General features: G+C 33.9%; 22 protein-coding genes and 4 tRNA genes. 17 read left to right on the plus strand and 9 right to left on the minus strand.

Annotation, left to right across the window (positions count from 1 at the left end; genetic code table 11):
• Positions 1 to 61 precede the first annotated feature (61 nt).
• Positions 62 to 1,192, minus strand: a complete 1,131-nt coding sequence (gene tgt / locus BSF42_RS05355) for a tRNA guanosine(34) transglycosylase Tgt (RefSeq protein WP_095952095.1) — start codon at positions 1,190 to 1,192, stop codon at positions 62 to 64.
• A gap of 335 nt (positions 1,193 to 1,527) precedes the next feature.
• On the opposite strand from tgt, the gene BSF42_RS05360 reads away from it, so the two are divergent.
• The 3 genes from BSF42_RS05360 (at position 1,528) to BSF42_RS05370 (ending at position 4,051) form a co-directional block, all read left to right on the plus strand.
• Positions 1,528 to 1,848, plus strand: coding sequence for a hypothetical protein (locus BSF42_RS05360; protein WP_095952096.1), 321 nt, complete (start codon positions 1,528 to 1,530; stop codon positions 1,846 to 1,848).
• 322 nt (positions 1,849 to 2,170) lie between these two features.
• Positions 2,171 to 3,022 (plus strand): transketolase, encoded by an 852-nt coding sequence (locus tag BSF42_RS05365; protein WP_095952097.1) that lies wholly within the window; start codon positions 2,171 to 2,173, stop codon positions 3,020 to 3,022.
• Between the two features lie 75 nt (positions 3,023 to 3,097).
• Entirely contained in the window at positions 3,098 to 4,051 is a 954-nt protein-coding gene (locus BSF42_RS05370; RefSeq protein WP_095952098.1) for a transketolase family protein, read from the plus strand.
• Between the two features lie 152 nt (positions 4,052 to 4,203).
• Here BSF42_RS05370 and BSF42_RS05375 read toward each other — a convergent pair whose 3' ends face one another.
• Positions 4,204 to 5,295, minus strand: a complete 1,092-nt coding sequence (locus BSF42_RS05375; protein WP_095952099.1) for an FKBP-type peptidyl-prolyl cis-trans isomerase — start codon at positions 5,293 to 5,295, stop codon at positions 4,204 to 4,206.
• 79 nt (positions 5,296 to 5,374) lie between these two features.
• Between BSF42_RS05375 and BSF42_RS05380 the strand changes: the two genes are divergently transcribed.
• Positions 5,375 to 5,764, plus strand: coding sequence for an RNA-binding S4 domain-containing protein (locus tag BSF42_RS05380; RefSeq protein ID WP_095952423.1), 390 nt, complete (start codon positions 5,375 to 5,377; stop codon positions 5,762 to 5,764).
• Positions 5,765 to 5,956: 192 nt separating this feature from the next.
• The gene (locus BSF42_RS05385; protein ID WP_095952100.1) at positions 5,957 to 6,457 is read left to right on the plus strand and encodes a phosphoribosyltransferase domain-containing protein; all 501 of its coding nucleotides are present in this window, start codon (positions 5,957 to 5,959) and stop codon (positions 6,455 to 6,457) included.
• On the opposite strand, the gene BSF42_RS05390 is transcribed toward BSF42_RS05385, so the two are convergent.
• Positions 6,449 to 6,967 (minus strand): shikimate kinase, encoded by a 519-nt coding sequence (locus tag BSF42_RS05390; protein WP_095952101.1) that lies wholly within the window; start codon positions 6,965 to 6,967, stop codon positions 6,449 to 6,451. The two genes, BSF42_RS05385 and BSF42_RS05390, sit on opposite strands and share 9 nt — an antisense overlap.
• A gap of 126 nt (positions 6,968 to 7,093) precedes the next feature.
• Between BSF42_RS05390 and BSF42_RS05395 the strand changes: the two genes are divergently transcribed.
• The 4 genes from BSF42_RS05395 to BSF42_RS05410 all read left to right on the plus strand — a co-directional run bounded on the left by BSF42_RS05395 (position 7,094) and on the right by BSF42_RS05410 (position 7,615).
• Positions 7,094 to 7,166 (plus strand) — tRNA-Lys (locus BSF42_RS05395).
• Positions 7,167 to 7,206: 40 nt separating this feature from the next.
• Positions 7,207 to 7,279: transfer RNA gene (locus BSF42_RS05400), tRNA-Lys, on the plus strand.
• Positions 7,280 to 7,320: 41 nt separating this feature from the next.
• Positions 7,321 to 7,403, plus strand: a tRNA-Leu gene (locus tag BSF42_RS05405).
• Between the two features lie 139 nt (positions 7,404 to 7,542).
• Positions 7,543 to 7,615: transfer RNA gene (locus BSF42_RS05410), tRNA-Lys, on the plus strand.
• A gap of 67 nt (positions 7,616 to 7,682) precedes the next feature.
• Here BSF42_RS05410 and BSF42_RS05415 read toward each other — a convergent pair.
• Complete coding sequence (locus tag BSF42_RS05415; protein ID WP_095952102.1) at positions 7,683 to 8,378, minus strand: hypothetical protein; 696 nt, start codon at positions 8,376 to 8,378, stop codon at positions 7,683 to 7,685.
• A 178-nt stretch (positions 8,379 to 8,556) separates the two neighbouring features.
• Between BSF42_RS05415 and BSF42_RS05420 the strand changes: the two genes are divergently transcribed.
• The 7 genes from BSF42_RS05420 (at position 8,557) to BSF42_RS05450 (ending at position 15,308) form a co-directional block, all read left to right on the plus strand.
• Positions 8,557 to 9,057 (plus strand): tetratricopeptide repeat protein, encoded by a 501-nt coding sequence (locus tag BSF42_RS05420; protein ID WP_253250988.1) that lies wholly within the window; start codon positions 8,557 to 8,559, stop codon positions 9,055 to 9,057.
• A 207-nt stretch (positions 9,058 to 9,264) separates the two neighbouring features.
• Positions 9,265 to 10,164, plus strand: a complete 900-nt coding sequence (locus BSF42_RS05425; protein WP_095952103.1) for a MerR family transcriptional regulator — start codon at positions 9,265 to 9,267, stop codon at positions 10,162 to 10,164.
• A 39-nt stretch (positions 10,165 to 10,203) separates the two neighbouring features.
• Entirely contained in the window at positions 10,204 to 11,670 is a 1,467-nt protein-coding gene (locus tag BSF42_RS05430) for an NAD(P)/FAD-dependent oxidoreductase (protein WP_095952104.1), read from the plus strand.
• A 3-nt stretch (positions 11,671 to 11,673) separates the two neighbouring features.
• Complete coding sequence (locus BSF42_RS05435) at positions 11,674 to 12,513, plus strand: phytoene/squalene synthase family protein (protein WP_095952105.1); 840 nt, start codon at positions 11,674 to 11,676, stop codon at positions 12,511 to 12,513.
• Between the two features lie 229 nt (positions 12,514 to 12,742).
• Positions 12,743 to 13,183, plus strand: a complete 441-nt coding sequence (locus BSF42_RS05440; RefSeq protein WP_095952106.1) for a sterol desaturase family protein — start codon at positions 12,743 to 12,745, stop codon at positions 13,181 to 13,183.
• Between the two features lie 147 nt (positions 13,184 to 13,330).
• Positions 13,331 to 13,840 (plus strand): SRPBCC family protein, encoded by a 510-nt coding sequence (locus BSF42_RS05445; RefSeq protein WP_095952107.1) that lies wholly within the window; start codon positions 13,331 to 13,333, stop codon positions 13,838 to 13,840.
• Between the two features lie 172 nt (positions 13,841 to 14,012).
• Complete coding sequence (locus tag BSF42_RS05450; RefSeq protein ID WP_095952425.1) at positions 14,013 to 15,308, plus strand: deoxyribodipyrimidine photo-lyase; 1,296 nt, start codon at positions 14,013 to 14,015, stop codon at positions 15,306 to 15,308.
• A 172-nt stretch (positions 15,309 to 15,480) separates the two neighbouring features.
• On the opposite strand, the gene BSF42_RS05460 is transcribed toward BSF42_RS05450, so the two are convergent.
• Together BSF42_RS05460 and BSF42_RS05465 are read right to left on the minus strand one after the other, a co-directional pair.
• Positions 15,481 to 16,785 (minus strand): AarF/ABC1/UbiB kinase family protein, encoded by a 1,305-nt coding sequence (locus BSF42_RS05460; RefSeq protein ID WP_095952109.1) that lies wholly within the window; start codon positions 16,783 to 16,785, stop codon positions 15,481 to 15,483.
• Positions 16,785 to 17,444 (minus strand): TetR family transcriptional regulator C-terminal domain-containing protein, encoded by a 660-nt coding sequence (locus tag BSF42_RS05465; RefSeq protein WP_095952110.1) that lies wholly within the window; start codon positions 17,442 to 17,444, stop codon positions 16,785 to 16,787. The genes BSF42_RS05460 and BSF42_RS05465 overlap by 1 nt, the downstream gene beginning before the upstream one ends.
• 98 nt (positions 17,445 to 17,542) lie before the next feature.
• On the opposite strand from BSF42_RS05465, the gene BSF42_RS05470 reads away from it, so the two are divergent.
• Positions 17,543 to 18,454 (plus strand): TIGR01777 family oxidoreductase, encoded by a 912-nt coding sequence (locus tag BSF42_RS05470; protein WP_095952111.1) that lies wholly within the window; start codon positions 17,543 to 17,545, stop codon positions 18,452 to 18,454.
• A 2-nt stretch (positions 18,455 to 18,456) separates the two neighbouring features.
• Here BSF42_RS05470 and BSF42_RS05475 read toward each other — a convergent pair whose 3' ends face one another.
• The 3 genes from BSF42_RS05475 to BSF42_RS05485 form a co-directional block, all read right to left on the minus strand.
• Positions 18,457 to 19,026 (minus strand): YceI family protein, encoded by a 570-nt coding sequence (locus BSF42_RS05475; protein ID WP_095952112.1) that lies wholly within the window; start codon positions 19,024 to 19,026, stop codon positions 18,457 to 18,459.
• A gap of 236 nt (positions 19,027 to 19,262) precedes the next feature.
• Complete coding sequence (locus BSF42_RS05480) at positions 19,263 to 19,658, minus strand: VOC family protein (RefSeq protein ID WP_095952113.1); 396 nt, start codon at positions 19,656 to 19,658, stop codon at positions 19,263 to 19,265.
• Positions 19,659 to 19,700: 42 nt separating this feature from the next.
• Positions 19,701 to 20,249: an acyl-CoA thioesterase gene (locus tag BSF42_RS05485; RefSeq protein WP_057117795.1), complete on the minus strand. Its 549-nt coding sequence runs from the start codon at positions 20,247 to 20,249 to the stop codon at positions 19,701 to 19,703.
• Between the last annotated feature and the right edge of the window lie 31 nt (positions 20,250 to 20,280).

A 20,280-nucleotide genomic window follows, 5' to 3' on the forward strand; every position in this document is an offset into this window, starting at 1 on the left:
TTAATCGTTTATTTGTTCAAATCGTTTAACCGAATAAACGATTAAACGAATAAACCTATTTTTAAAGTCTTTGACTCATATTTTTAACCATCATTTCTTTCCATGGTCTAAAATCGCCTGCTAAGATATGTTTTCTAGCTTCACGAACCAACCACATATAGAACCCAAGATTATGAATGGTTGCAATTTGTTTTCCTAAATATTCATTGGCAGCAAATAAGTGACGCAGATAAGCTTTTGTATATTCTGTATCCACAAAAGTATGTCCCATTTCATCAATTGGAGAAAAATCTGCTTCCCACTTTTTGTTTTTGATGTTGATGGTTCCGTTTGCTGTAAATAACATCCCATTTCTTGCGTTACGAGTTGGCATTACACAGTCGAACATATCAATTCCTAACGCAATATTTTCTAAAATATTTATCGGAGTTCCAACTCCCATTAAATAACGAGGTTTGTCTTCTGGTAAAATTTCGCAGACAACTTCTGTCATAGCATACATTTCCTCTGCTGGTTCACCAACCGAAAGTCCGCCAATTGCATTTCCCTGCTGACCCGAGTTCGCAATATATTCAGCCGACTGGCGTCGTAAATCTTTATAGGTACTTCCTTGAACAATTGGAAAAAATGTTTGTTCATATCCATATTTATAAGGCACTTTATCCAGATGACTAATACAACGGTCCAACCAGCGGTGCGTCATATGCATCGATCTTTGGGCATATCTGTAATCACAAGGGTAAGGTGTACATTCATCAAAAGCCATGATAATATCGGCCCCAATGGTACGCTGAATTTCCATTACATTTTCTGGTGTAAAAAAGTGATAAGAACCGTCAATATGCGACTTGAACTTAACTCCTTCTTCTTTAATTTTTCTATTATTTGAAAGAGAGTACACTTGATAACCTCCAGAATCAGTCAAAATATTACGATCCCAATTCATAAATTTATGCAGTCCTCCCGCTTTTTCAAGAATTTCAGTCTGCGGACGTAAATATAAATGGTAGGTATTTCCAAGAATAATATCAGGATTTATATCGTCTTTTAATTCACGCTGATGTACACCTTTTACAGATGCAACCGTTCCAACAGGCATAAAAATAGGAGTTTCTATAACTCCGTGATCAGTAGTAATACTTCCCGCTCTCGCTTTAGACTGCGGATCTTTTTGTAATAAATCAAACTTCATCTGTTTCTTTTTTCTCCCAATTGTTCGGGACGGCAAAGATAGTTTAATTTCAGAGAAATTTAATTAGATAATTTGTCAATTAGAAAATTTGATATTGATTAAAATTAACTTAAAACCTAAAACCTTAAACTTCTAAGATCTTACTACTTTCTATAACTCAGTGGCTACACCTCAAACGAAGTATACTGATCTCCAATAAGAATAAAATCTCAGAAGAAATCAAATGTAAAAACTACAACAATCAGATTAGTAATATGTAACGGAACTGCTTCATTATTTCTTAATTTTAAATGAAATAAAAAGACAATTATTATCAATTTTAAAGAATAGAAATCATGATAAATTCAGAAGAAAGAGATCCAGCAGAACGTTTAGACGATATTAAGGATGAACAAATTGAAAGAAATCTGGAAAATTTAGATTATCCAGCAAATGAAGATATTTACAATCAGGAAGAAAAATTAGAAGACATTGATCCAGAAGGCATTTCCGGTGAAAGAATCATCAATCAAGATAACAATCACGAATGGAAACAAAACAGCGATAAACTAGGAAACGACCTAGATGTTCCAGGATCAGAACTTGATGATGAACAGGAAGACATTGGTTCAGAAGATGAAGAAAATAATTTCTACAGCGAAAGCGATACCAATTAAAATTGCTTTAATTTTTTTGCCACAGATTAACACAGATTTTTTTAAATCAATTTAATCTTTTTAATCTGCGGCAAAACTTTATAATATATGCACTGCTTTTTTTGCCACAGGTTTCACAGATTTACACAGATTTTTTAATCAAGTTAATTCGTGAAATCTGTGGCAACACTTTTATACAGAATATACATTTCGTACTTTTTTTCTAAAATCAATTAAAAAAGACTACAAAAATTTAACAATTGAAACAAACTAAAGCAGAAAATCATTTGTCTCCCCGCAAAATAACAATTACTTTTGCTACAGTTTAAAATTTTACATATAAATGAAGCCTAACACACAACAATTAAGCGATTTAACGATCCAAGTAAGAAGAGACATTCTTAGAATGGTACATGCTGTCAACTCAGGTCACCCAGGTGGTTCTTTAGGTTGTACTGAATTTTTGGTAACTCTTTACCAAAACATTATGGAGCGCAAAGAAGGTTTTGATATGGACGGAATTGGAGAAGATATCTTTTTCCTTTCAAACGGCCACATCTCTCCAGTGTTCTATAGCGTTTTAGCTCGCAGCGGTTATTTTCCAATTTCAGAACTTGCTACTTTCAGATTATTAGATTCTCGTTTGCAAGGGCATCCAACAACTCACGAAGGTTTACCGGGAGTTCGTATTGCATCTGGTTCATTAGGACAAGGTTTATCTGTGGCTCTTGGAGCAGCGCAGGCTAAAAAATTAAACGGAGACAATCACTTAATTTACACTTTACACGGTGACGGAGAATTGCAGGAAGGTCAAAACTGGGAAGCAATTATGTACGCATCTGCTAAAAAAGTAGATAATATTATCGCAACAGTAGACCTTAACGGAAAACAAATTGACGGAACAACTGATGAAGTTTTACCAATGGGAAGTCTTCGCGCTAAATTCGAAGCTTTTGACTGGGACGTTATAGAAATTGCAGAAGGAAATAATATCGACGCAATCCTTGCAGGATTAAATGATGCAAAATCAAGAACAGGAAAAGGAAAACCTGTTTGTATTTTATTACACACAGAAATGGGTAATGGAGTTGACTTTATGATGCACACACACGCTTGGCATGGTAAAGCTCCAAACGATGAGCAATTGAAAAATGCTTTAGCTCAAAATTATTCTGCAGATCAAATCGACTATTAAAAAAAGCTTTATGCTATAAGCAGTAAGCCATGAGCTTATTGCCTAAAGCCTATTGCCTAAAGCAAAAAAACAAAAATGAAAAAATACGAAAATACAGGAAGCAAAGATACTCGTTCAGGGTTTGGAGCGGGAATGACTGAACTAGGTCAAAAAAATGAAAATGTAGTAGCATTATGCGCTGATTTAATTGGATCATTAAAATTTGATGATTTCAAGAAAAATCACCCAGAGCGTTTTTTCCAAATCGGAATCGCAGAAGCGAACATGATTGGAATTGCTGCAGGTTTAACAATCGGCGGGAAAATTCCTTTTACAGGAACTTTCGCTAACTTCTCTACAGGAAGAGTTTACGATCAAATTCGTCAATCTGTTGCTTACTCAGACAAAAACGTTAAAATTTGTGCTTCTCACGCTGGTTTAACTTTAGGAGAAGACGGTGCAACTCACCAAATTTTAGAAGATATTGGTTTAATGAAAATGTTGCCAGGAATGACTGTAATCAACACTTGCGATTACAATCAGACTAAAGCAGCTACGATTGCATTAGCAGACCACCATGGTCCAGCTTATTTACGTTTTGGACGTCCAGTTGTACCTAACTTTACTCCTGCTGACGAACCATTCGTAATCGGAAAAGCAATCTTATTAAACGAAGGAACTGACGTAACAATTGTTGCTACTGGACACTTAGTTTGGGAAGCGCTTGTTGCTGCAGAAGCTCTTGAAGCAAAAGGAATTTCTGCCGAAGTAATCAACATTCACACTATCAAACCTCTTGATGAAGAAGCTATTCTAAAATCGATAGCAAAAACTAGATGTGTGGTTACTGCAGAAGAGCACAACTACCTTGGAGGTCTTGGAGAAAGCATTTCAGGAGTATTAGCTTTAAACAATCCAACTCCTCAAGAATTTGTAGCTGTACAAGATAGTTTTGGTGAATCTGGAACTCCAGAGCAATTAATGAACAAATACAAATTAAACAACCAAGCAATTGTTGAAGCTGTAGAAAGAGTTATTAAAAGAAAATAATTTTTAGATTTTCTTACTTATAAAAAAACCTCGAAATTCACATTTCGAGGTTTTTTTATTGATCAACTATCGTCCTACTCATAAAAGACGATTTGCATAAAAAAAGCCTCGTAAATATACTTACGAGGCTTTAATATTTTTTATTTTCTTTATTATTTAGCCGAGTGATGATCTTTATCAACATGGATTCTTAATCTGCCCGGTGAAGTATAATCTGGATTTCCTGTTGCTGAGAAAGCAGGAATTCCCCATGTCTCACTTTCATCTACGTTTGGTGTAGCAGGATTATCTGGAATTGGATCATATGGATAATACAAACTAATTCCTGTTACTAGAGCATCAGCTGGTTTTGTAATTTCGAATCTTGTTGTGTAGCCATCACCATCATCATCAAAATCATAAAAATCAGGAGTTCCATCTCCATCAGTATCATCGATTAGTTCTTTTGGCAAGTTAGGAAACCTAACCGTATCTCTTTGATCATATAAATAGCCATCACCATTAATATCTTCTAAATAAGTTGGCACACCATCTCCTAATACTACTTTAGATCCACCTGAAACGATATACTCACTATCTGATCTCTTTAGAGCAAACAATTTAAAACTAAAAGTTAAAGGTGAATAAGCCGGAATACCGCTCGGAGACGAAGCATAATAAGCAAGCCCTGAAGGCAAAAACATTACTCCAGCACCATAATTATCATAAGTAATAGTTCCATCTGCACCAGCAGGATTCTCAATACCAACTCCAAACTTCGGCATAATTTCTCCCCATCCGTCAATTGTTGGCTGCGCTGAATAAATATCTAGATCTAAATTACGTACTAAACCATAAGAACTATCAAACTGGGTTCCATCAAAAAGGGTTCCTGTATAAGAAACAGAAACACTGTCAAAATTACATGGTGATTCTCCAACTCCCTTTCTTAAAGTTAAATAATACACTCTATAAGTAACATCACGACTGTAAACATCTCTATGCTCTAATGGATAAGTAGTCTGGTCCCAAATAGAAGTCTGTGTTGTCGGATCTGTAATTTTCGAAATAGTAACATCAAAATTTGGCGTTACTGTAATAAAATTTGTTTTTAAATATTTTTCAATCGAGTCATTATCTGCTTTATACTGCTCTGCATAATCTCGTACTGGAGTAACAACTACCTCATCATCATCCTTTTTATTACAAGAAACGACAGCAACAACTGCCAGCAATAAAACAAAATAATATTTAAATTTATTCATTATTATGATTTTTTTAGGTGCGCAAGATACAATATTGATTTATTTTTGTAAAGAATTTAACTTGGATTTTAGAAAAATTATGAGAATAGACAAATACTTGTGGTGCGTTCGATATTACAAGACTAGAAACATGGTTACTGAAGCTTGTAAAAAGAATCATATCACTGTAAATGGGCAGGTTGCAAAACCCTCAAAAGAAGTTTTCCCTACGGACCGAATTACTTTTAGGAAAGATCAAATTACGCAAATTATAACTGTTCTTGACATTCCAGAAAGTCGTGTCGGCGCAAAATTGGTTGATATTTACCGTAAAAACGAAACGCCGCCAGAAGCATACGCGCATTTAGAGTTATTAAAATTATCGAAAGAACATTACCGAAAAAGCGGAACAGGACGTCCAACTAAAAAGGACAGAAGGGATATCGACGAATACGGAAATGAAATTTTTGATGAAGAGGAAACGGAATAAATTTCTAATTTTCAATTCCAAACTCCAAAAACTTACTAACACATAAATTCCTAAATCAAAAAATCAATTTTGGAATTTGAGATTTAAAATTTGGAATTTAAATTTTCTAAATTGGAATTTGGAATTAAAAAATTGGAATTTGGATTTTTAATATTGGAATTTTAATTAATTATATTAGCAAAAAAATAAATTATGAGCAGTAACATTATCTTAACCAATCAAGAAGTCGAACACAAAATAAAACGCATCGCTTATCAGATCTACGAAACATTCGTAAACGAAGAAGAAGTTATTATTGCCGGCATTGCTTCAAATGGATATGTTTTTGCCGAAAAAATCGCAACAGCACTAAGCAGTATATCAACTTTAAAAGTTTCCATCTGCGAAGTAAGAGTAAACAAGCAAAATCCACAGGACGCAATAAAAACTTCATTAAGCCCTGAAGAATATAAAAACAAAGGATTAGTACTGGTTGATGATGTTCTAAACTCAGGAACTACATTAATCTACGCTGTCCGTCATTTCTTAGACGTTCCGCTTAAAAAATTCAAGACAGCGGTTCTTGTGGACAGAAATCATAAAAAATATCCTGTAAAAGCAGATTTTAAAGGAATTTCCCTTTCAACTTCATTATTGGAGCACGTCCAAGTTGTTTTCGATTCTGAAAACGGCGATTATGCTTCTTTAAGCTAAAATCTTCAAAATATCCTGAACCGTTTCTTCGACAGACTTATCATCTACCGAAACTTTATGCTGCGCGTGATTGTAATAAAAGCTTCTGTCGAATAAATGTTTCGCGATGAATTCTTTCATCTCTTCTTCATTCATATTAGCTATTAAAGGACGCTTGCTCTTATTATATACTAATCTATTATATAAAGTATCAATTGATGCTTTTAAATATACAGAAGCAACGTCGTCTCCTTTTAGCAATTCATGATTATTAGCATAACAAGGAGTTCCTCCTCCTAATCCGATAATGTTATTTTCGTCAGATTGCAGCAATTCGACAAAAATTTGGTGTTCTAATTTTCGAAAATAGATCTCTCCATGCTTCTCAAAAATTTCATTTATGGACATTTTTGCTCTTTCTTCGATAATTTTATCCAAATCTAAGAACGGAATATTTGTGATTTTTGACAAATTTTGGGCAATTGTCGACTTTCCGCAGCCCATATAACCTAACAATACAATTTTCTTCATACTAATAAAACCTTATAAACTAAGCGATTGGAAATTTTTCCAAAAAAAAGACAAATTTATAATAAATTTGCTTGGAAACTTCAAAATAAACTCCTTATATTTGCACCCGCATTCAAGAAATTAAATGACTCGATAGCTCAGTTGGTAGAGCACATCACTTTTAATGATGGGGTCCTGGGTTCGAGCCCCAGTCGGGTCACAAATTTTGTGATTAACAAATTAAATTTCTTGAAAGCATTGACTCGATAGCTCAGTTGGTAGAGCACATCACTTTTAATGATGGGGTCCTGGGTTCGAGCCCCAGTCGGGTCACAAAAGGTTGTTCGCCATGGCGAATGACCTTTTTTATTTTAGGCCACGTGGAGAAACGGTAGACTTGCCATCTTGAGGGGGTGGTGCTCGTAAGGGCGTGTGGGTTCAAATCCCACCGTGGTCACAAAAAAAAAATAAAGCATATCATATTGTAATATAGACTTTTACAACAATGCGTAAAATTTATTGCAAAATTCATTTAAAAAAAGGCTTATAAAGCTAAAATAAGTACTTATATTTGCACCCTCGTAAGAGAAAAAACAGACTCGATAGCTCAGTTGGTAGAGCACATCACTTTTAATGATGGGGTCCTGGGTTCGAGCCCCAGTCGGGTCACAAAAGGTCAAGTAATTATTTTACTTGGCCTTTTTTGTTTTTAGGATATTACAAAATGAACAACTGATTACAAACTGCCCGTTAATAATTTATTTTTATACAACAATTCCAATTGTCTTTCCTGCATATCAATCCCTATAATAAAACCAAGTTTGTTCTTATACGCTATATCCAGCAATTCTAAGAAAGATTCTGCACGTTCATTATCCTCAAAATGCAAATTTTCTTTATCCAGAAAAAGAAGCTCAACATCTTCATGTGTTATCCAATTTGCAATTCCCATTCCGTCTTGCAGCAAAAAATCATTCCAATTGTCAAGCTCATCAATAATATTGCACGTTACTGTTTTACTATTAATCGTAAAATTTCTAGAAACCCCGCCTTTACCTAATCCCAAATGCGGATTATAATCAGCGCAAGTTTTGAATAGATAGTATTCTAAAAATTTAGAAAACTCATAATGCCACTCTAATTTTCCCAAAAAAAGCTTCTGACTCTCATAATCTGTTATTTTTTCAAATTCATCATGAATCTTAAAAGTTTGATTCATTGCCTTCGAAATTGAAATAACGCTTTGATTATTCTGCTCAATCAAACTATTAATTTTCTCTTCAGACAAATGAGAAATCCCACCAACAAAATAATGCTTTAAGAATTCCCGACTAGCTTCAGTCAAGTCACCGGCTTCTCCTTTTAGTTGCGGAACTACTTCTCTATAAAATTTCCTATCATCAAACAAATGCAGACTGCACCAATACCCCATTTTTGTTTATTTTTTAACGAATGTATAAATACTTTACTCTTCTTAATTATTTTTCTTTTCAAATTTTAGATTAAAATAATCCAATCTCCAGCCATCATTTACAAAATAAATTTCCTCATAAAATAAAAACTTTCTTAAATTCGTTGCAAATAATTAATCACTAATCCCAAATTAGTTTATGAAAAACCTACTATTAGCATCATTTATGATGATTACCTGCTCGATCTGGGCACAATCGGCGACTGGTTACTTCGACAAAGCCATGAAGAAAGCGGACGCTGGAAACACAAAAGGCGCAATTGCCGACTATACCAAAGCTATCAGCATGAATTCTAAATTTGTTGAAGCTTATCAAAATCGAGGCGTTGCAAAATACAAACTAAATGACCTTAAAGGCGCTCAGGCAGATTTTAGCAAAACAATCGAATTAGACAGCATGAACGCAGATGCTTTTACCGGCAGAGCCAACGTGAACTACAAATTACAAAACTACCAAGGCACAATTGACGACTGCACTTCCTCTTTAGGATTAAATCCAAAAGACTACATAGCTTACAATTTAAGAGGTTTGGCCTATAATAAAATTGGCAACAGCAAAAACGCCTGCAAAGATTTTACAAAAGCGATTGAATTAGGAAGCCAAAGCGCTGTAAAAAACAGAGCTACTTTCTGCAAATAACATCCAAAAACAAAATAGTCTGCAGATTTATTCTTCAGACTATTTTCTGTTTTTTATTAAAGTAATATATTTCTTAAAAAAAATATACCTGTTTTTACGTATAAAATATATTTTTAGTATCTAAACCTCTAATCCTCTATCTTTTTAATGTAGTTTTAAGACAGCATATAAGATTTTGTTTTACATTTGTCGACCTAATCGCTAGAAATGATAAACAACATTAAAACTGTTTTCAGTATTAAAGATCTTGAGAACTTATCTGGAATAAAAGCGCATACCATACGCATCTGGGAAAAGAGATACAACATCCTTGAACCAATGCGAACCGATACTAATATAAGATTTTACAATCTTCAAAACCTGCAGAAACTTCTCAACATCACCTTATTACACGAATACGGTTACAAGATTTCTAAAATAGCAACGTATCCTGATGAAAAGATACCGCAATTGGTACGCGAAATAATCTCCAAGAAAAACTCACAAAACTATGCCATTACCTCTTTTAAAATGGCCATGATGAACTTTGATCAGGAATTATTCTTTAATACATTCGATTGGCTTATTTCCGAAAAGACTTTTAAAGAAGTTTTCAAGGAAAATTTTTTACCTCTTTTAAAAGAGCTTGGGTTGTTATGGCAGTCTGAAACGATCACTCCCGCAAATGAACACTTTATGAGTCATTTGATCAAACAGAAAATATTAATTTACACAGAAAGCCTTCAAATAAGAAAACCAACCAAAACAGATAAAATTTTTGTTTTATCGCTTCCGCTGAATGAGATTCACCAAATTGGATTATTATACCTGCAATATGAAATTCTAGATAAAGGTTACAAAACCATTTATTTGGGCGAAAGCATGCCAATAGAAAACCTTCAGGATTTAACCAGACATTTTGAGAATATTACATTCGTTTCGTTTATGACCGTTCAGCCGGACAGAAGCGTTATCAATCAATATGTAAAATCTATGGGACAGAAATTATTACAGAAAAATAATGAAATCTGGCTTATGGGAAAAATGGTTGAACATATCGACGAAAAGGCTTTAAGCGATCGAATTCGAATTTTCGATTCCATGGAAGAAACTATTAACATGATCTAATTTTATTTTGTTTAAGTTTTTCTTATATTTGTTAAACAAATGAAGAAAACAATTGCAATAATAGGATCTGGCTTTTCCTCCCTAGCCGCCGCTTGTTACCTTGCACAGCAAGGAAACAGTGTTACTATTTATGAAAAAAACCAAACGATTGGCGGTCGCGCCAGACAATTCAAAAAAGACGGTTTTACTTTTGACATGGGACCAAGCTGGTATTGGATGCCCGATGTTTTTGAACGTTTCTTTCAAGACTTCAATAAAAAACCATCTGATTACTATGAACTCGTAAAGCTAAACCCTGCTTATCGTGTTTATTTTGGAATAAATGATTTTATCAGCATTTATGACAATTTAGAGAACATAAAATCTACATTTGAAGAAATCGAAAAAGGAAGTGCGCAAAAGCTTCAAAACTTTATCGATAAAGCCAAAAGCAATTATGATATTGCCATAAAAGATTTAGTTTATCGCCCTGGAGTTTCGCCGCTTGAATTAATTACAAAAGAAACCGCTTTAAAACTCAATCAGTTTTTAGGTAATGTCAGTGCTGATATTCGCAAGGAATTTAAAAACGAAAGACTTATCCAGATTCTGGAATTCCCTGTTTTATTTCTCGGAGCAAAACCAACCAAAACGCCATCGTTTTATAATTTTATGAATTATGCCGATTTCGGTCTCGGAACCTGGCATCCAAAAACGGGAATGTTTGATGTTATTCGAGGCATCGAAAAACTGGCTGTAGAATTGGGCGTTACCATTAAAACCAATTCTTCAATAGAAAAAATAATCGTCGAAAACAAAACTGCAACTGCAATCGTTATCAACGGCGAAATCATAAAAGCCGATATTATTTTAAGCGGTGCCGATTATCAGCATACCGAAACTTTGTTAGAAAAAGAACATCGTGCGTATTCTGAAAAATATTGGGAAAGCAGAATTTTTGCTCCCTCTTCTCTACTCTTTTTTATTGGTTTCAATAAAAAAATAGAAAACATTTCTCATCACGCTTTATTTTTTGATACCGATTTTAATCAGCACGCTGTTGATATTTACGATAAACCAAAATGGCCTGACTCACCATTATTTTATGCCAATTTCCCATCAAAAACGGATCTAACTGCTGCGCCTGAAGGAATGGAAACTGGTTTCTTCTTAATTCCGCTTGCGCCAGGAATCGATGATAATGAAGCACTTAGAGAAGAATATTTCGAAAAAATAATTACTCGTTTTGAGCAGCTTACACAACAAGAAATTAAAAATAATATTATCTTTAAGAAGTCCTTTTGTAAAAATGACTTTGTAACAGACTATAATGCATACAAAGGAAATGCTTACGGAATGGCAAATACATTATTGCAAACTGCATTTTTAAGGCCCAAATTAAAAAGCAAAAAAGTCAGGAATTTATATTTTACAGGACAGTTAACTGTTCCGGGACCGGGTGTTCCGCCTGCTTTAATTTCAGGTAAACTAGCAGCCGAATTAATTCAAAAATCCCTAAGATCTTAAAAAATGAAATCACTATTCGACGCCGTTTCTTTCAAATGCAGTAAGCTGGTTACCAAAAGTTACAGCTCTTCATTTTCGCTTGCCGTAAAAATGCTTTCACCAAGCATACGCGACGCCATTTACAGTATTTACGGATTCGTTCGTTTTGCTGATGAAATTGTAGATTCCTTTCATGACTATGAAAAAGAATATCTTATAGACGATTTTGAAAAAGAATATTACAAAGCAATGGAATTAGGAATCAGCCTAAATCCTATTCTAAACTCTTTTCAGCACACTGTCAAAGAATATAATATTACAGACGATTTAGTTCAGGCCTTTTTAAAAAGCATGAAATTAGATCTTATAAAATCAACTTATAATACACAAGAAGAATACGCAGACTATATTTACGGTTCTGCAGACGTTGTAGGATTAATGTGTTTAAAGGTATTTGTTTCTGGAAAAGAACATAAATACGAGCAGTTAAAAGATGAGGCTATGCGTTTAGGATCGGCTTTTCAAAAAGTGAATTTCTTAAGAGATTTAAAAGATGATAATACCATTCTAAACCGAACTTATTTTCCAGGCGTTAATCTCAACAATTTCAACGAAGACTCAAAAGAGCAGATTATCAAAGAAATCGAAGAAGATTTCCGCATTGCCTACCAAGGAATTGTAAAACTGCCAATCGAAGCAAAATTCGGCGTTTACACGGCTTATGTTTATTACCGAAAACTGCTCAAAAAACTAAAAAACACACCGTCTCATAAAATTGGAAATGCAAGAATTCGCGTTTCTAATTATACAAAAGCCGGACTTTTAGCGCAGTCTTTTGTAACTTATAAATTGAAGTTGGTTTAATAATCACTACTATTTGTCATTTCGACCGAAGTGAGAAATGACACTAATAGCTGGACAAAGATGGTCACCATAGATTGCAGAGTTACTTGCAGAGATTTCTCCTTCGGTCGAAATGACAAAAATGAGAGAATAACAAAGCAAAAAAAATAATCTTTAGAGTCAATCTTTTATAATCCAAAGTCAAACTCAACAGATTTTAAATCATAATTTTAATTACAACATTTACAAAATGATTTCTTTTTTAATCTTTTTAGGCGTTTTTCTATTTATGGAATGTGTTACGTGGCTTACGCACAAGTACGTAATGCACGGTTTTATGTGGTATTTTCACGAAGATCACCATCAGCCGAGATACGAGCATACTTTTGAGCGCAACGACATTTTCTTCGTCATTTTTGCGATCCCAAGTATCCTTTTATTTTATTTTGGTGTCCTAGGCGGCTTCAACTATTTGTTTTTCATTGCCTGCGGTGTCACGCTTTATGGTATTTGTTACTTTCTAATTCACGATGTATTAATTCATCAGCGTTTTAAATGGTTCAAAAACACCAAAAACAAGTACCTCATCGGACTAAGAAAAGCACATAAAATACACCACAAACACCTCAACAAAGAAAAAGGAGAATGTTTCGGAATGTTGTTTGTACCATTAAAATATTATAAAATGTAGCATTATTTGGGCGTTCCCCAAGGGTCGGGTTTTTCGTTCCCGCTTTTTTATGTCTGGCAAAAAGGCCAGCCACAAAAAGAGCTCCACTACAACCCCTAACGCTCACGTAATACAAGAAACATTTTTATAACAATTGATTTAAAACAAATGAAATTATACAAAATAGCAACCGTACAATATGTAAATGCCAGCGTTGAAGACTGCTGGGATTTTTTCTCCAGTCCAAAAAACCTGCAGACCATTACACTGGACAACATGAATTTCCAGATTAAAGATTTCGACGACAAGCGAATGTATCACGGACAGATTATTACCTATACTTTAAAACCCCTTTTAGGAATAAAAATTTCTTGGGTTACTGAAATTACTGCCTGCAAAGAAAATGAATACTTTATCGATGTGCAGCGTTTTGGACCTTACAAATTATGGCATCACAAACACTTTTTTGAACGCACACCAGACGGCGGAACCAAAATGACAGACATTGTGCATTACGCATTACCCCTTGGCATTCTCGGACGCATGATGAACAGTTTAGTCGTAAAAAACAAATTGAAGACTATTTTCGATTTCCGTTACAATAAAATCGAAGAATTGTTTAATTCAAAATCACAACCAAAGATTATAAAAATCCACGCAGAGCAAAAAAGCATTTAAGCAGTTTGAATTATTTAAAACATAAATAAAGCCACAGATTTTTTCAATCTCGCAAAGACGCGAAGTTGCAAAGTTTTATAGAAAAAACTTAAATAAATAACTTTGCGGCTTCGCGTCTTTGCGAGCAATTTTAAGTGCTAAAGAAAAACTTAACTTAGCGAGAACAAATACAATGACAAAACAAAAAGTTTCTTTTTTCTGGTTCAGACGTGATTTACGTCTCGAAGACAATACCGGATTATTTCACGCTTTACAATCAGATTTTCCTGTTATTCCTCTATTTATTTTTGATGAAGACATTTTAGAAAACCTTCCAAAAAATGACGCCAGAGTCAGCTTCATTTACGATTCACTACAAAAAATAAACACAGAATTACAGCAATTTGAATCTTCGATCTTAATCAAAAAAGGAAAAACAAAAGAAGTTTGGAAATCGCTAATCGAAGAATTTGATATTCAAAATGTATTCTTCAATAAAGATTATGAGCCATTCGCTATTAAGAGAGACAACACAATTTCTGGATTATTAAAAGAAAACAACATTGAATCTTTCTTATACAAAGACCATGTTATTTTCGAAGAAAAAGAAATCACAAAAGCAGACGGACTTCCGTACACCGTTTACACTCCTTATAAAAACAAATGGCTGGAGAAATATCACCTTTCAGGCACCGCTCCAGAATGTGATTCTAAACCCTTCCACTCCAATTTTGCCAAAAACCAATATTCATTTCCTGATTTAGAGGAAATAGGTTTTGAAAGAAGTACCATAAAAGTACAGCCGCACAACTTAACACAAATTACCAATTATAAAGAAACCAGAGATTTTCCTGCTTTAGACAGCACCTCTTATCTTTCGCCACATTTACGTTTTGGAACGGTAAGTATTCGCAAATTAGTAAATTGGGCAAATAAAAAGAACCAAACCTTTTTGAGTGAATTAATTTGGCGGGAATTCTTTATTCAAATTTTATTCAGTTTTCCCAATTGTGTCAATCATAATTTCAAATCGGCTTACGACGGAATTCAATGGCGTAACAACGAAGAAGATTTTAAACGCTGGTGTTCTGGAACTACAGGCTATCCAATGGTCGATGCAGGAATGCGTCAGCTTAACGAAACAGGTTATATGCACAATCGCGTCCGCATGGTTGTGGCGAGTTTTTTATGTAAACATTTATTGATTAACTGGCAGTGGGGCGAAGCCTATTTTGCTGAAAAATTATTAGATTTTGAATTAGCTTCAAACGTAGGAAACTGGCAGTGGGCCGCAGGAACAGGCTGTGATGCCGCACCTTACTTCAGGGTTTTTAATCCCGAAATCCAACAAAAGAAATTTGACGAAAAAGGCGAATACATCCGCAAATGGATTCCTGAGTTTGATCTTGGCTACAATGAACCTATGGTAGATCATGCTTTTGCGAGAGATCGTGCGATTGCAACTTATAAAAAGGGAATTGTTAAATAAAATTCCAATCCCGATGCTTCGGGATAAATTCCAAATTCCAATATTTCCGAAACGTTTACCCAAAAAACATAAAAAAAACCTTTGTCAAAGTTTAAAACTTTGACAAAGGTCTGTAGTATTTTGTTCTGCATCAATTTAAAACCTGAAACTTGAAACAAAAGAAACAAAATCCTTAATACTTCAAATAATTATCAACCACAATCTTAGCTTTCAAATCGAACATTAAATTATAAAGTCCGAAGAAAGTACGGTTCATATAAATGAAGTGCTTAGAACCACGATTTCCGTTCATTTTTTTCAAGTTCGTATCTTCAGAAAAGCGTTTTCCTAATTCGGCGATAGCGTTAAAAAAAGATTCATCGGCAAAATCGAAAGTTTCGTTTTGAAAAGGTTTTGTAAACAGCGACAATAAATCATGAAACATATCTGTGAAGTACGTCACTTCTGCAGGAGAGTCGTCTGGTCGAAGAATTTCTAATTCGAATAACTTTTCATTGAAACGATTTTCATCAGTAATCACATTTTTGTTGATTAGCTCAAAATATGGCGTATAAAAATCTTCTGGAATTTGTTTCATACAGCCGAAATCCAAAGCAATTAACTGATTTTGATCATTAACCAAAAAATTTCCAGGATGCGGATCTGCGTGTACTTTTCTCAAAACGTGAATTTGGTACATATAAAAATCCCAAAGTGCCTGCCCTATTTTGTCTCCAACTTCCTGATCTGTATTAATTGCTGTAAATTCAGAAAGATGAATTCCCGTCATCCAATCCATTGTAATTATTTTCTCTGACGAGAATTCTGGATAGTAATTTGGAAAAATGATGTTTTCAATTTTATTACAAGCGTCAACAACTTCCTGACTTTGTTGTAATTCTAACAAATAGTTAGTTTCTTCAATCAGTTTGTCTTCAACCTCTTTAAAATATTTATCAGAATCCTTTCCCTGAAGATTAAACATTCTAATGGCAATTGGTTTTACCAAAGCCAAATCTGAAGAAATGCTGTTTGCAACTCCCGGATATTGAATTTTAACTGCCAGTTTTTTGTCGTTTTTCTTTGCTAAATGTACTTGACCAATACTTGCTGCATTTACTGAATTTGGATTAAACTCATCAAAAATTTCGTAAGGTGTTTTTCCAAAATTATTCTTGAACGTTTTTAAAACCAAAGGAGCAGAAAGAGGTGGTACTGAAAATTGCGACAACGAAAATTTCTCCACATAAGCCTGAGGCAGGAAATTCTTATCCATACTCAGCATTTGAGCCACCTTAAGCGCGCTTCCTTTCAAACTTTTTAATCCGTCGTAAATATCTTCTGCATTATTCTCGTTTAGTTTATCACGGGTTAAATCTGGGTTTACTATTTTTTCGGCATAATGCTTTACGTAGTTCACTCCGATTTTTGCTCCGGTTTGAACTAGTTTTCCAGCTCTTTCTATTTTAGAAGTTGGAATATAATCGATTGTTTTCATTATCTGCTGTGTATTTTTTCTTTAAATAGAAATTTTCCAAAATCTATTAAATGGTTCATTGGCGCAACATTCATTAATTCAAATGATGCATTAACTGATTTTTCGATAAAAATATCTGTTTTCTCAAAAGCAGCCGATTCGTCTTCCATCCAGAATTTAATCGTCAGCATTAACTGCAGCCAAGACGATTCCTGAATAGCTTTTTCCTGAAATTTTTGAAACTTCTCCTGTTCCAATCTGTAATCGTCAGTTAAAATTTCCGAAACATAATTTTTAAAGCTGTCTCTAAGCGAAGTAAGCTGTACTAAATTTTTAAGCGGATTTCTATCGATTTTCAGCGATTGTAAAACATAACTTCTATTTGCTGTTAAGATTTCGAAAAAAGTAAAATAAAAGCTCAGCATTTTGTTTTTCATATCATATTGCTGATATTCTTCGTTCTTGTGAAGCAAGTCAACTGCGTTTTCAAAAAACAGTCGAAATATCTCTTTTTCTAAACCTTCTAATGTTCCGAAAAAAGCATAAAACTCAGCTTCTGTAAAATCATTTTCTTTGGCAAAATGATAAACCGATTTTGGTTTTTGACCCTTTTCTAAAACCTCATCCATATATTTTGAAACGATATCATCTTTGGTAATTACCTTTTTATTAGTCGTCATTTTATTAAAATTTAGAATTTGCCATAAAGGTAAACATTGTTTAAGTACCTTTACTAATCCTTAAACAATATACACTGTTAAATATATTATAAACTATTATGGCTCAAAATGTTCTCTTAACCGGCGGAAGCGGATTCATTGGAAAACACTTAACAGATGTTCTTTTAGATGCCGGATATTCTGTGTCTATTTTGAGTCGTTCCAACAGAGAAAACACTGCAGCAATTACCTATTATAAATGGGATTTGAATAAAAACTATATTGATGAAAATGCAGTTTTAAACGCCGATTATATCATTCATCTTGCTGGAGAAGGAATCGTGGAAAAACGATGGACAGAAAAAAGAAAAAAAGCCATTATAGAAAGTCGGATTAAACCAATTGATTTAATTTTTTCGGTTTTAGAAAAACACAATAAAAAACTTAATGCTTTTGTTTCTGCTTCGGCTGTTGGAATTTACGGCGCTTTTACGAGCCATAAAATCTGTACGGAAAATACGCCGCCTGCAAATGATTTTTTAGGCACAACGTGTCAAAAATGGGAAAACGCGGTTGATACAATCGGCTCTTTACAAATCCGAACGGTTAAAGTAAGAACTGGTATTGTATTAGGCAAAGACGAAGGCTTTCTCAAAAAAATGATTCCGACTTTTAAATCTGGTTTTGGGTCTGTTCTTGGTTCTGGAAAACAATATCTTCCTTGGATTCATATTGACGATTTGTGCCGAATCTATTTAAAAAGCATCGAAGACGAAAAACTAGAAGGCCCTTACAACGCCTGTATTACAGACAATACAACCAACTCTAGGTTTTCTAAAACATTAGCCAATTTATTCGGCTACTCGATATGGCTGCCAAAAATTCCGCCATTTTTACTGAAAATTTTCTTGGGCGAAATGAGTATAGCTGTTTTAACAGGACAGCGGGCTTCTTCTGAAAAAATTCAGAAAACAGGTTTTGAATTTCAATTTAGTGATCTTGAAAAAACACTTATAAACTGCGTAAAATAATTTTATTTCAGAGTTAAGTACATTACATCATCTGTACGGATTACTCCAGTTAACGCTGTATTAGCCGTCTGCGCAATTTTAGCCGCGACTGAACTCGGAATTTGAATATTAAAATCTGAAACTGCAATTGGAAAATCTGAAATTACCTGAATTCCTTCTGCAACTTTCTTAATTAAAGCATTCACCACAATGTCTTTTGATTTGCCGCGTAAATAAAGCTTTCCTTTAATCTGATATTGTTTCTCGACATCATTGATATCTTTCAAATCAAATTTCTCAATTTTTCCTTTAAAAACAGCTTTTGGATAACGACGGCTTTCCATATAATTTTCGTTAAAATGGTCTTGCATCATATCCAGTTTAAAACGAAAATCTTTGATCATTACAGTACAGACAAACGTACTGGTTTTAGGTTCTAATAGAATTGCGACTTGTCTGTTTACTGCTTTTATTTCTTCAAAAAAAGGAACAGACGCTTCAAAGTTTACCGTAGCGGTATTGGTAAAAAACTTGTCTTGGGCAAGTACAGAAAAAGCAGTAAAAAATAAAAATAATAAAGTAGTTGTTTTCATAATCGTCTACATTAAAACAATTATGTCATTCAAGTTTTTCTATTTAAAAGAAAGTAAAAAGTTAGATTCAGATAAGTCAAAAAAGTCGAACGGCAGTAATCCGTGAAAAATTTCGTAACCTTATGATTACACTTAAAGTTACGAAATTTCCAAGTGCAAAGTTCTGCCGCTAATGCTAAATATTTGTGAATGTTTTAATGAAAAATGTTTGTTGTGAAATGTGAGATATTTGCAAACTACATTTTAACTTCTGTACATATTTCAATTAAAAATCCATTTAAATCTCTTGCATAAGCTACAACTTGCCCCCATGGTTTTTCTACTGGTTCAGAGACCATAACAGCGCCAAAGGAAGTTGCTTTCTGCAAAACTTCAGGAACATTTTCAACAATAAAACCAATTTCTATGGCAAAAGGTTTGTCTTCTAAACTGCTTTCTATAAAACCATCTTCCAAATTTTGCGATGCTAATTTTTTTGAAGCAAACGAAAGTGTTGTTTCGCCGGTAATTAATTCGCCGTAATCATTATCAGGACTTATAAATTTCCTTGAGAAACCAAATGCATTTTCATAAAATGCTAATGCCTCTTCGACATCTTCAACGTACAATATTGTATATCCAAACTTTATCATGTTTTCTTTTATTTAATGTGTAACATATAAATATAAGAAATATTAACTGATTTCTAGAAGGACATTGTATTTTTCTAAACTAGCCAAATCTTCGATAGAATTAATATTGGTAAGTTTTTCATGCTCTTCGACTTCTCTGCGGACTTCGATATGTTTTATCGCTTTTCTAAAACGACGCACTTCTTGTAAATTGGATAAAATCAATCCGGGAACTTGAACGCTTTTTCCTTCTTTATCTTTGGCAACCATGGTAAAATACGATGAATTACAATGTTTGACAACTCCGGTCTGAATATTTTCTGCCTCAACACGAATGCCGACAATCATGGAACTTCTTCCAACATAATTAACAGAGGCTTTCATGGTTACCAATTCTCCTACTTCGATTGGTTTTAGAAAGTTTACGGTATCAACAGAAGCTGTTACGCAATAATTACCGCTGAATTTTGAAGCCGATGCAAATGCAATCTGATCCAGCAATTGCAAAATATATCCTCCGTGAATTTTACCGCTGAAATTAGTGTGCGAAGGAAGCATTAATTCTGATATGCTAATTTTTGATGAAGAAACGGGTTTAAAATCTGTAGTCATGTTTTTGTTTTTTGGAAAGTTTTTGTTTTTA

The organism is Flavobacterium sp. ACN6 (assembly GCF_002304005.1).
Classification (GTDB): domain Bacteria; phylum Bacteroidota; class Bacteroidia; order Flavobacteriales; family Flavobacteriaceae; genus Flavobacterium.

Coding starts and splice junctions, on each gene's coding strand:
- tgt (WP_095952095.1), bottom strand. CDS start 1,192: ATGAAGTTTGATTTATTACAAAAAGATCCGCAGTCTAAAGCGAGAGCG.
- BSF42_RS05360 (WP_095952096.1), top strand. CDS start 1,528: ATGATAAATTCAGAAGAAAGAGATCCAGCAGAACGTTTAGACGATATT.
- BSF42_RS05365 (WP_095952097.1), top strand. CDS start 2,171: ATGAAGCCTAACACACAACAATTAAGCGATTTAACGATCCAAGTAAGA.
- BSF42_RS05370 (WP_095952098.1), top strand. CDS start 3,098: ATGAAAAAATACGAAAATACAGGAAGCAAAGATACTCGTTCAGGGTTT.
- BSF42_RS05375 (WP_095952099.1), bottom strand. CDS start 5,295: ATGAATAAATTTAAATATTATTTTGTTTTATTGCTGGCAGTTGTTGCT.
- BSF42_RS05380 (WP_095952423.1), top strand. CDS start 5,375: ATGAGAATAGACAAATACTTGTGGTGCGTTCGATATTACAAGACTAGA.
- BSF42_RS05385 (WP_095952100.1), top strand. CDS start 5,957: ATGAGCAGTAACATTATCTTAACCAATCAAGAAGTCGAACACAAAATA.
- BSF42_RS05390 (WP_095952101.1), bottom strand. CDS start 6,967: ATGAAGAAAATTGTATTGTTAGGTTATATGGGCTGCGGAAAGTCGACA.
- BSF42_RS05415 (WP_095952102.1), bottom strand. CDS start 8,378: ATGGGGTATTGGTGCAGTCTGCATTTGTTTGATGATAGGAAATTTTAT.
- BSF42_RS05420 (WP_253250988.1), top strand. CDS start 8,557: ATGAAAAACCTACTATTAGCATCATTTATGATGATTACCTGCTCGATC.
- BSF42_RS05425 (WP_095952103.1), top strand. CDS start 9,265: ATGATAAACAACATTAAAACTGTTTTCAGTATTAAAGATCTTGAGAAC.
- BSF42_RS05430 (WP_095952104.1), top strand. CDS start 10,204: ATGAAGAAAACAATTGCAATAATAGGATCTGGCTTTTCCTCCCTAGCC.
- BSF42_RS05435 (WP_095952105.1), top strand. CDS start 11,674: ATGAAATCACTATTCGACGCCGTTTCTTTCAAATGCAGTAAGCTGGTT.
- BSF42_RS05440 (WP_095952106.1), top strand. CDS start 12,743: ATGATTTCTTTTTTAATCTTTTTAGGCGTTTTTCTATTTATGGAATGT.
- BSF42_RS05445 (WP_095952107.1), top strand. CDS start 13,331: ATGAAATTATACAAAATAGCAACCGTACAATATGTAAATGCCAGCGTT.
- BSF42_RS05450 (WP_095952425.1), top strand. CDS start 14,013: ATGACAAAACAAAAAGTTTCTTTTTTCTGGTTCAGACGTGATTTACGT.
- BSF42_RS05460 (WP_095952109.1), bottom strand. CDS start 16,785: ATGAAAACAATCGATTATATTCCAACTTCTAAAATAGAAAGAGCTGGA.
- BSF42_RS05465 (WP_095952110.1), bottom strand. CDS start 17,444: ATGACGACTAATAAAAAGGTAATTACCAAAGATGATATCGTTTCAAAA.
- BSF42_RS05470 (WP_095952111.1), top strand. CDS start 17,543: ATGGCTCAAAATGTTCTCTTAACCGGCGGAAGCGGATTCATTGGAAAA.
- BSF42_RS05475 (WP_095952112.1), bottom strand. CDS start 19,026: ATGAAAACAACTACTTTATTATTTTTATTTTTTACTGCTTTTTCTGTA.
- BSF42_RS05480 (WP_095952113.1), bottom strand. CDS start 19,658: ATGATAAAGTTTGGATATACAATATTGTACGTTGAAGATGTCGAAGAG.
- BSF42_RS05485 (WP_057117795.1), bottom strand. CDS start 20,249: ATGACTACAGATTTTAAACCCGTTTCTTCATCAAAAATTAGCATATCA.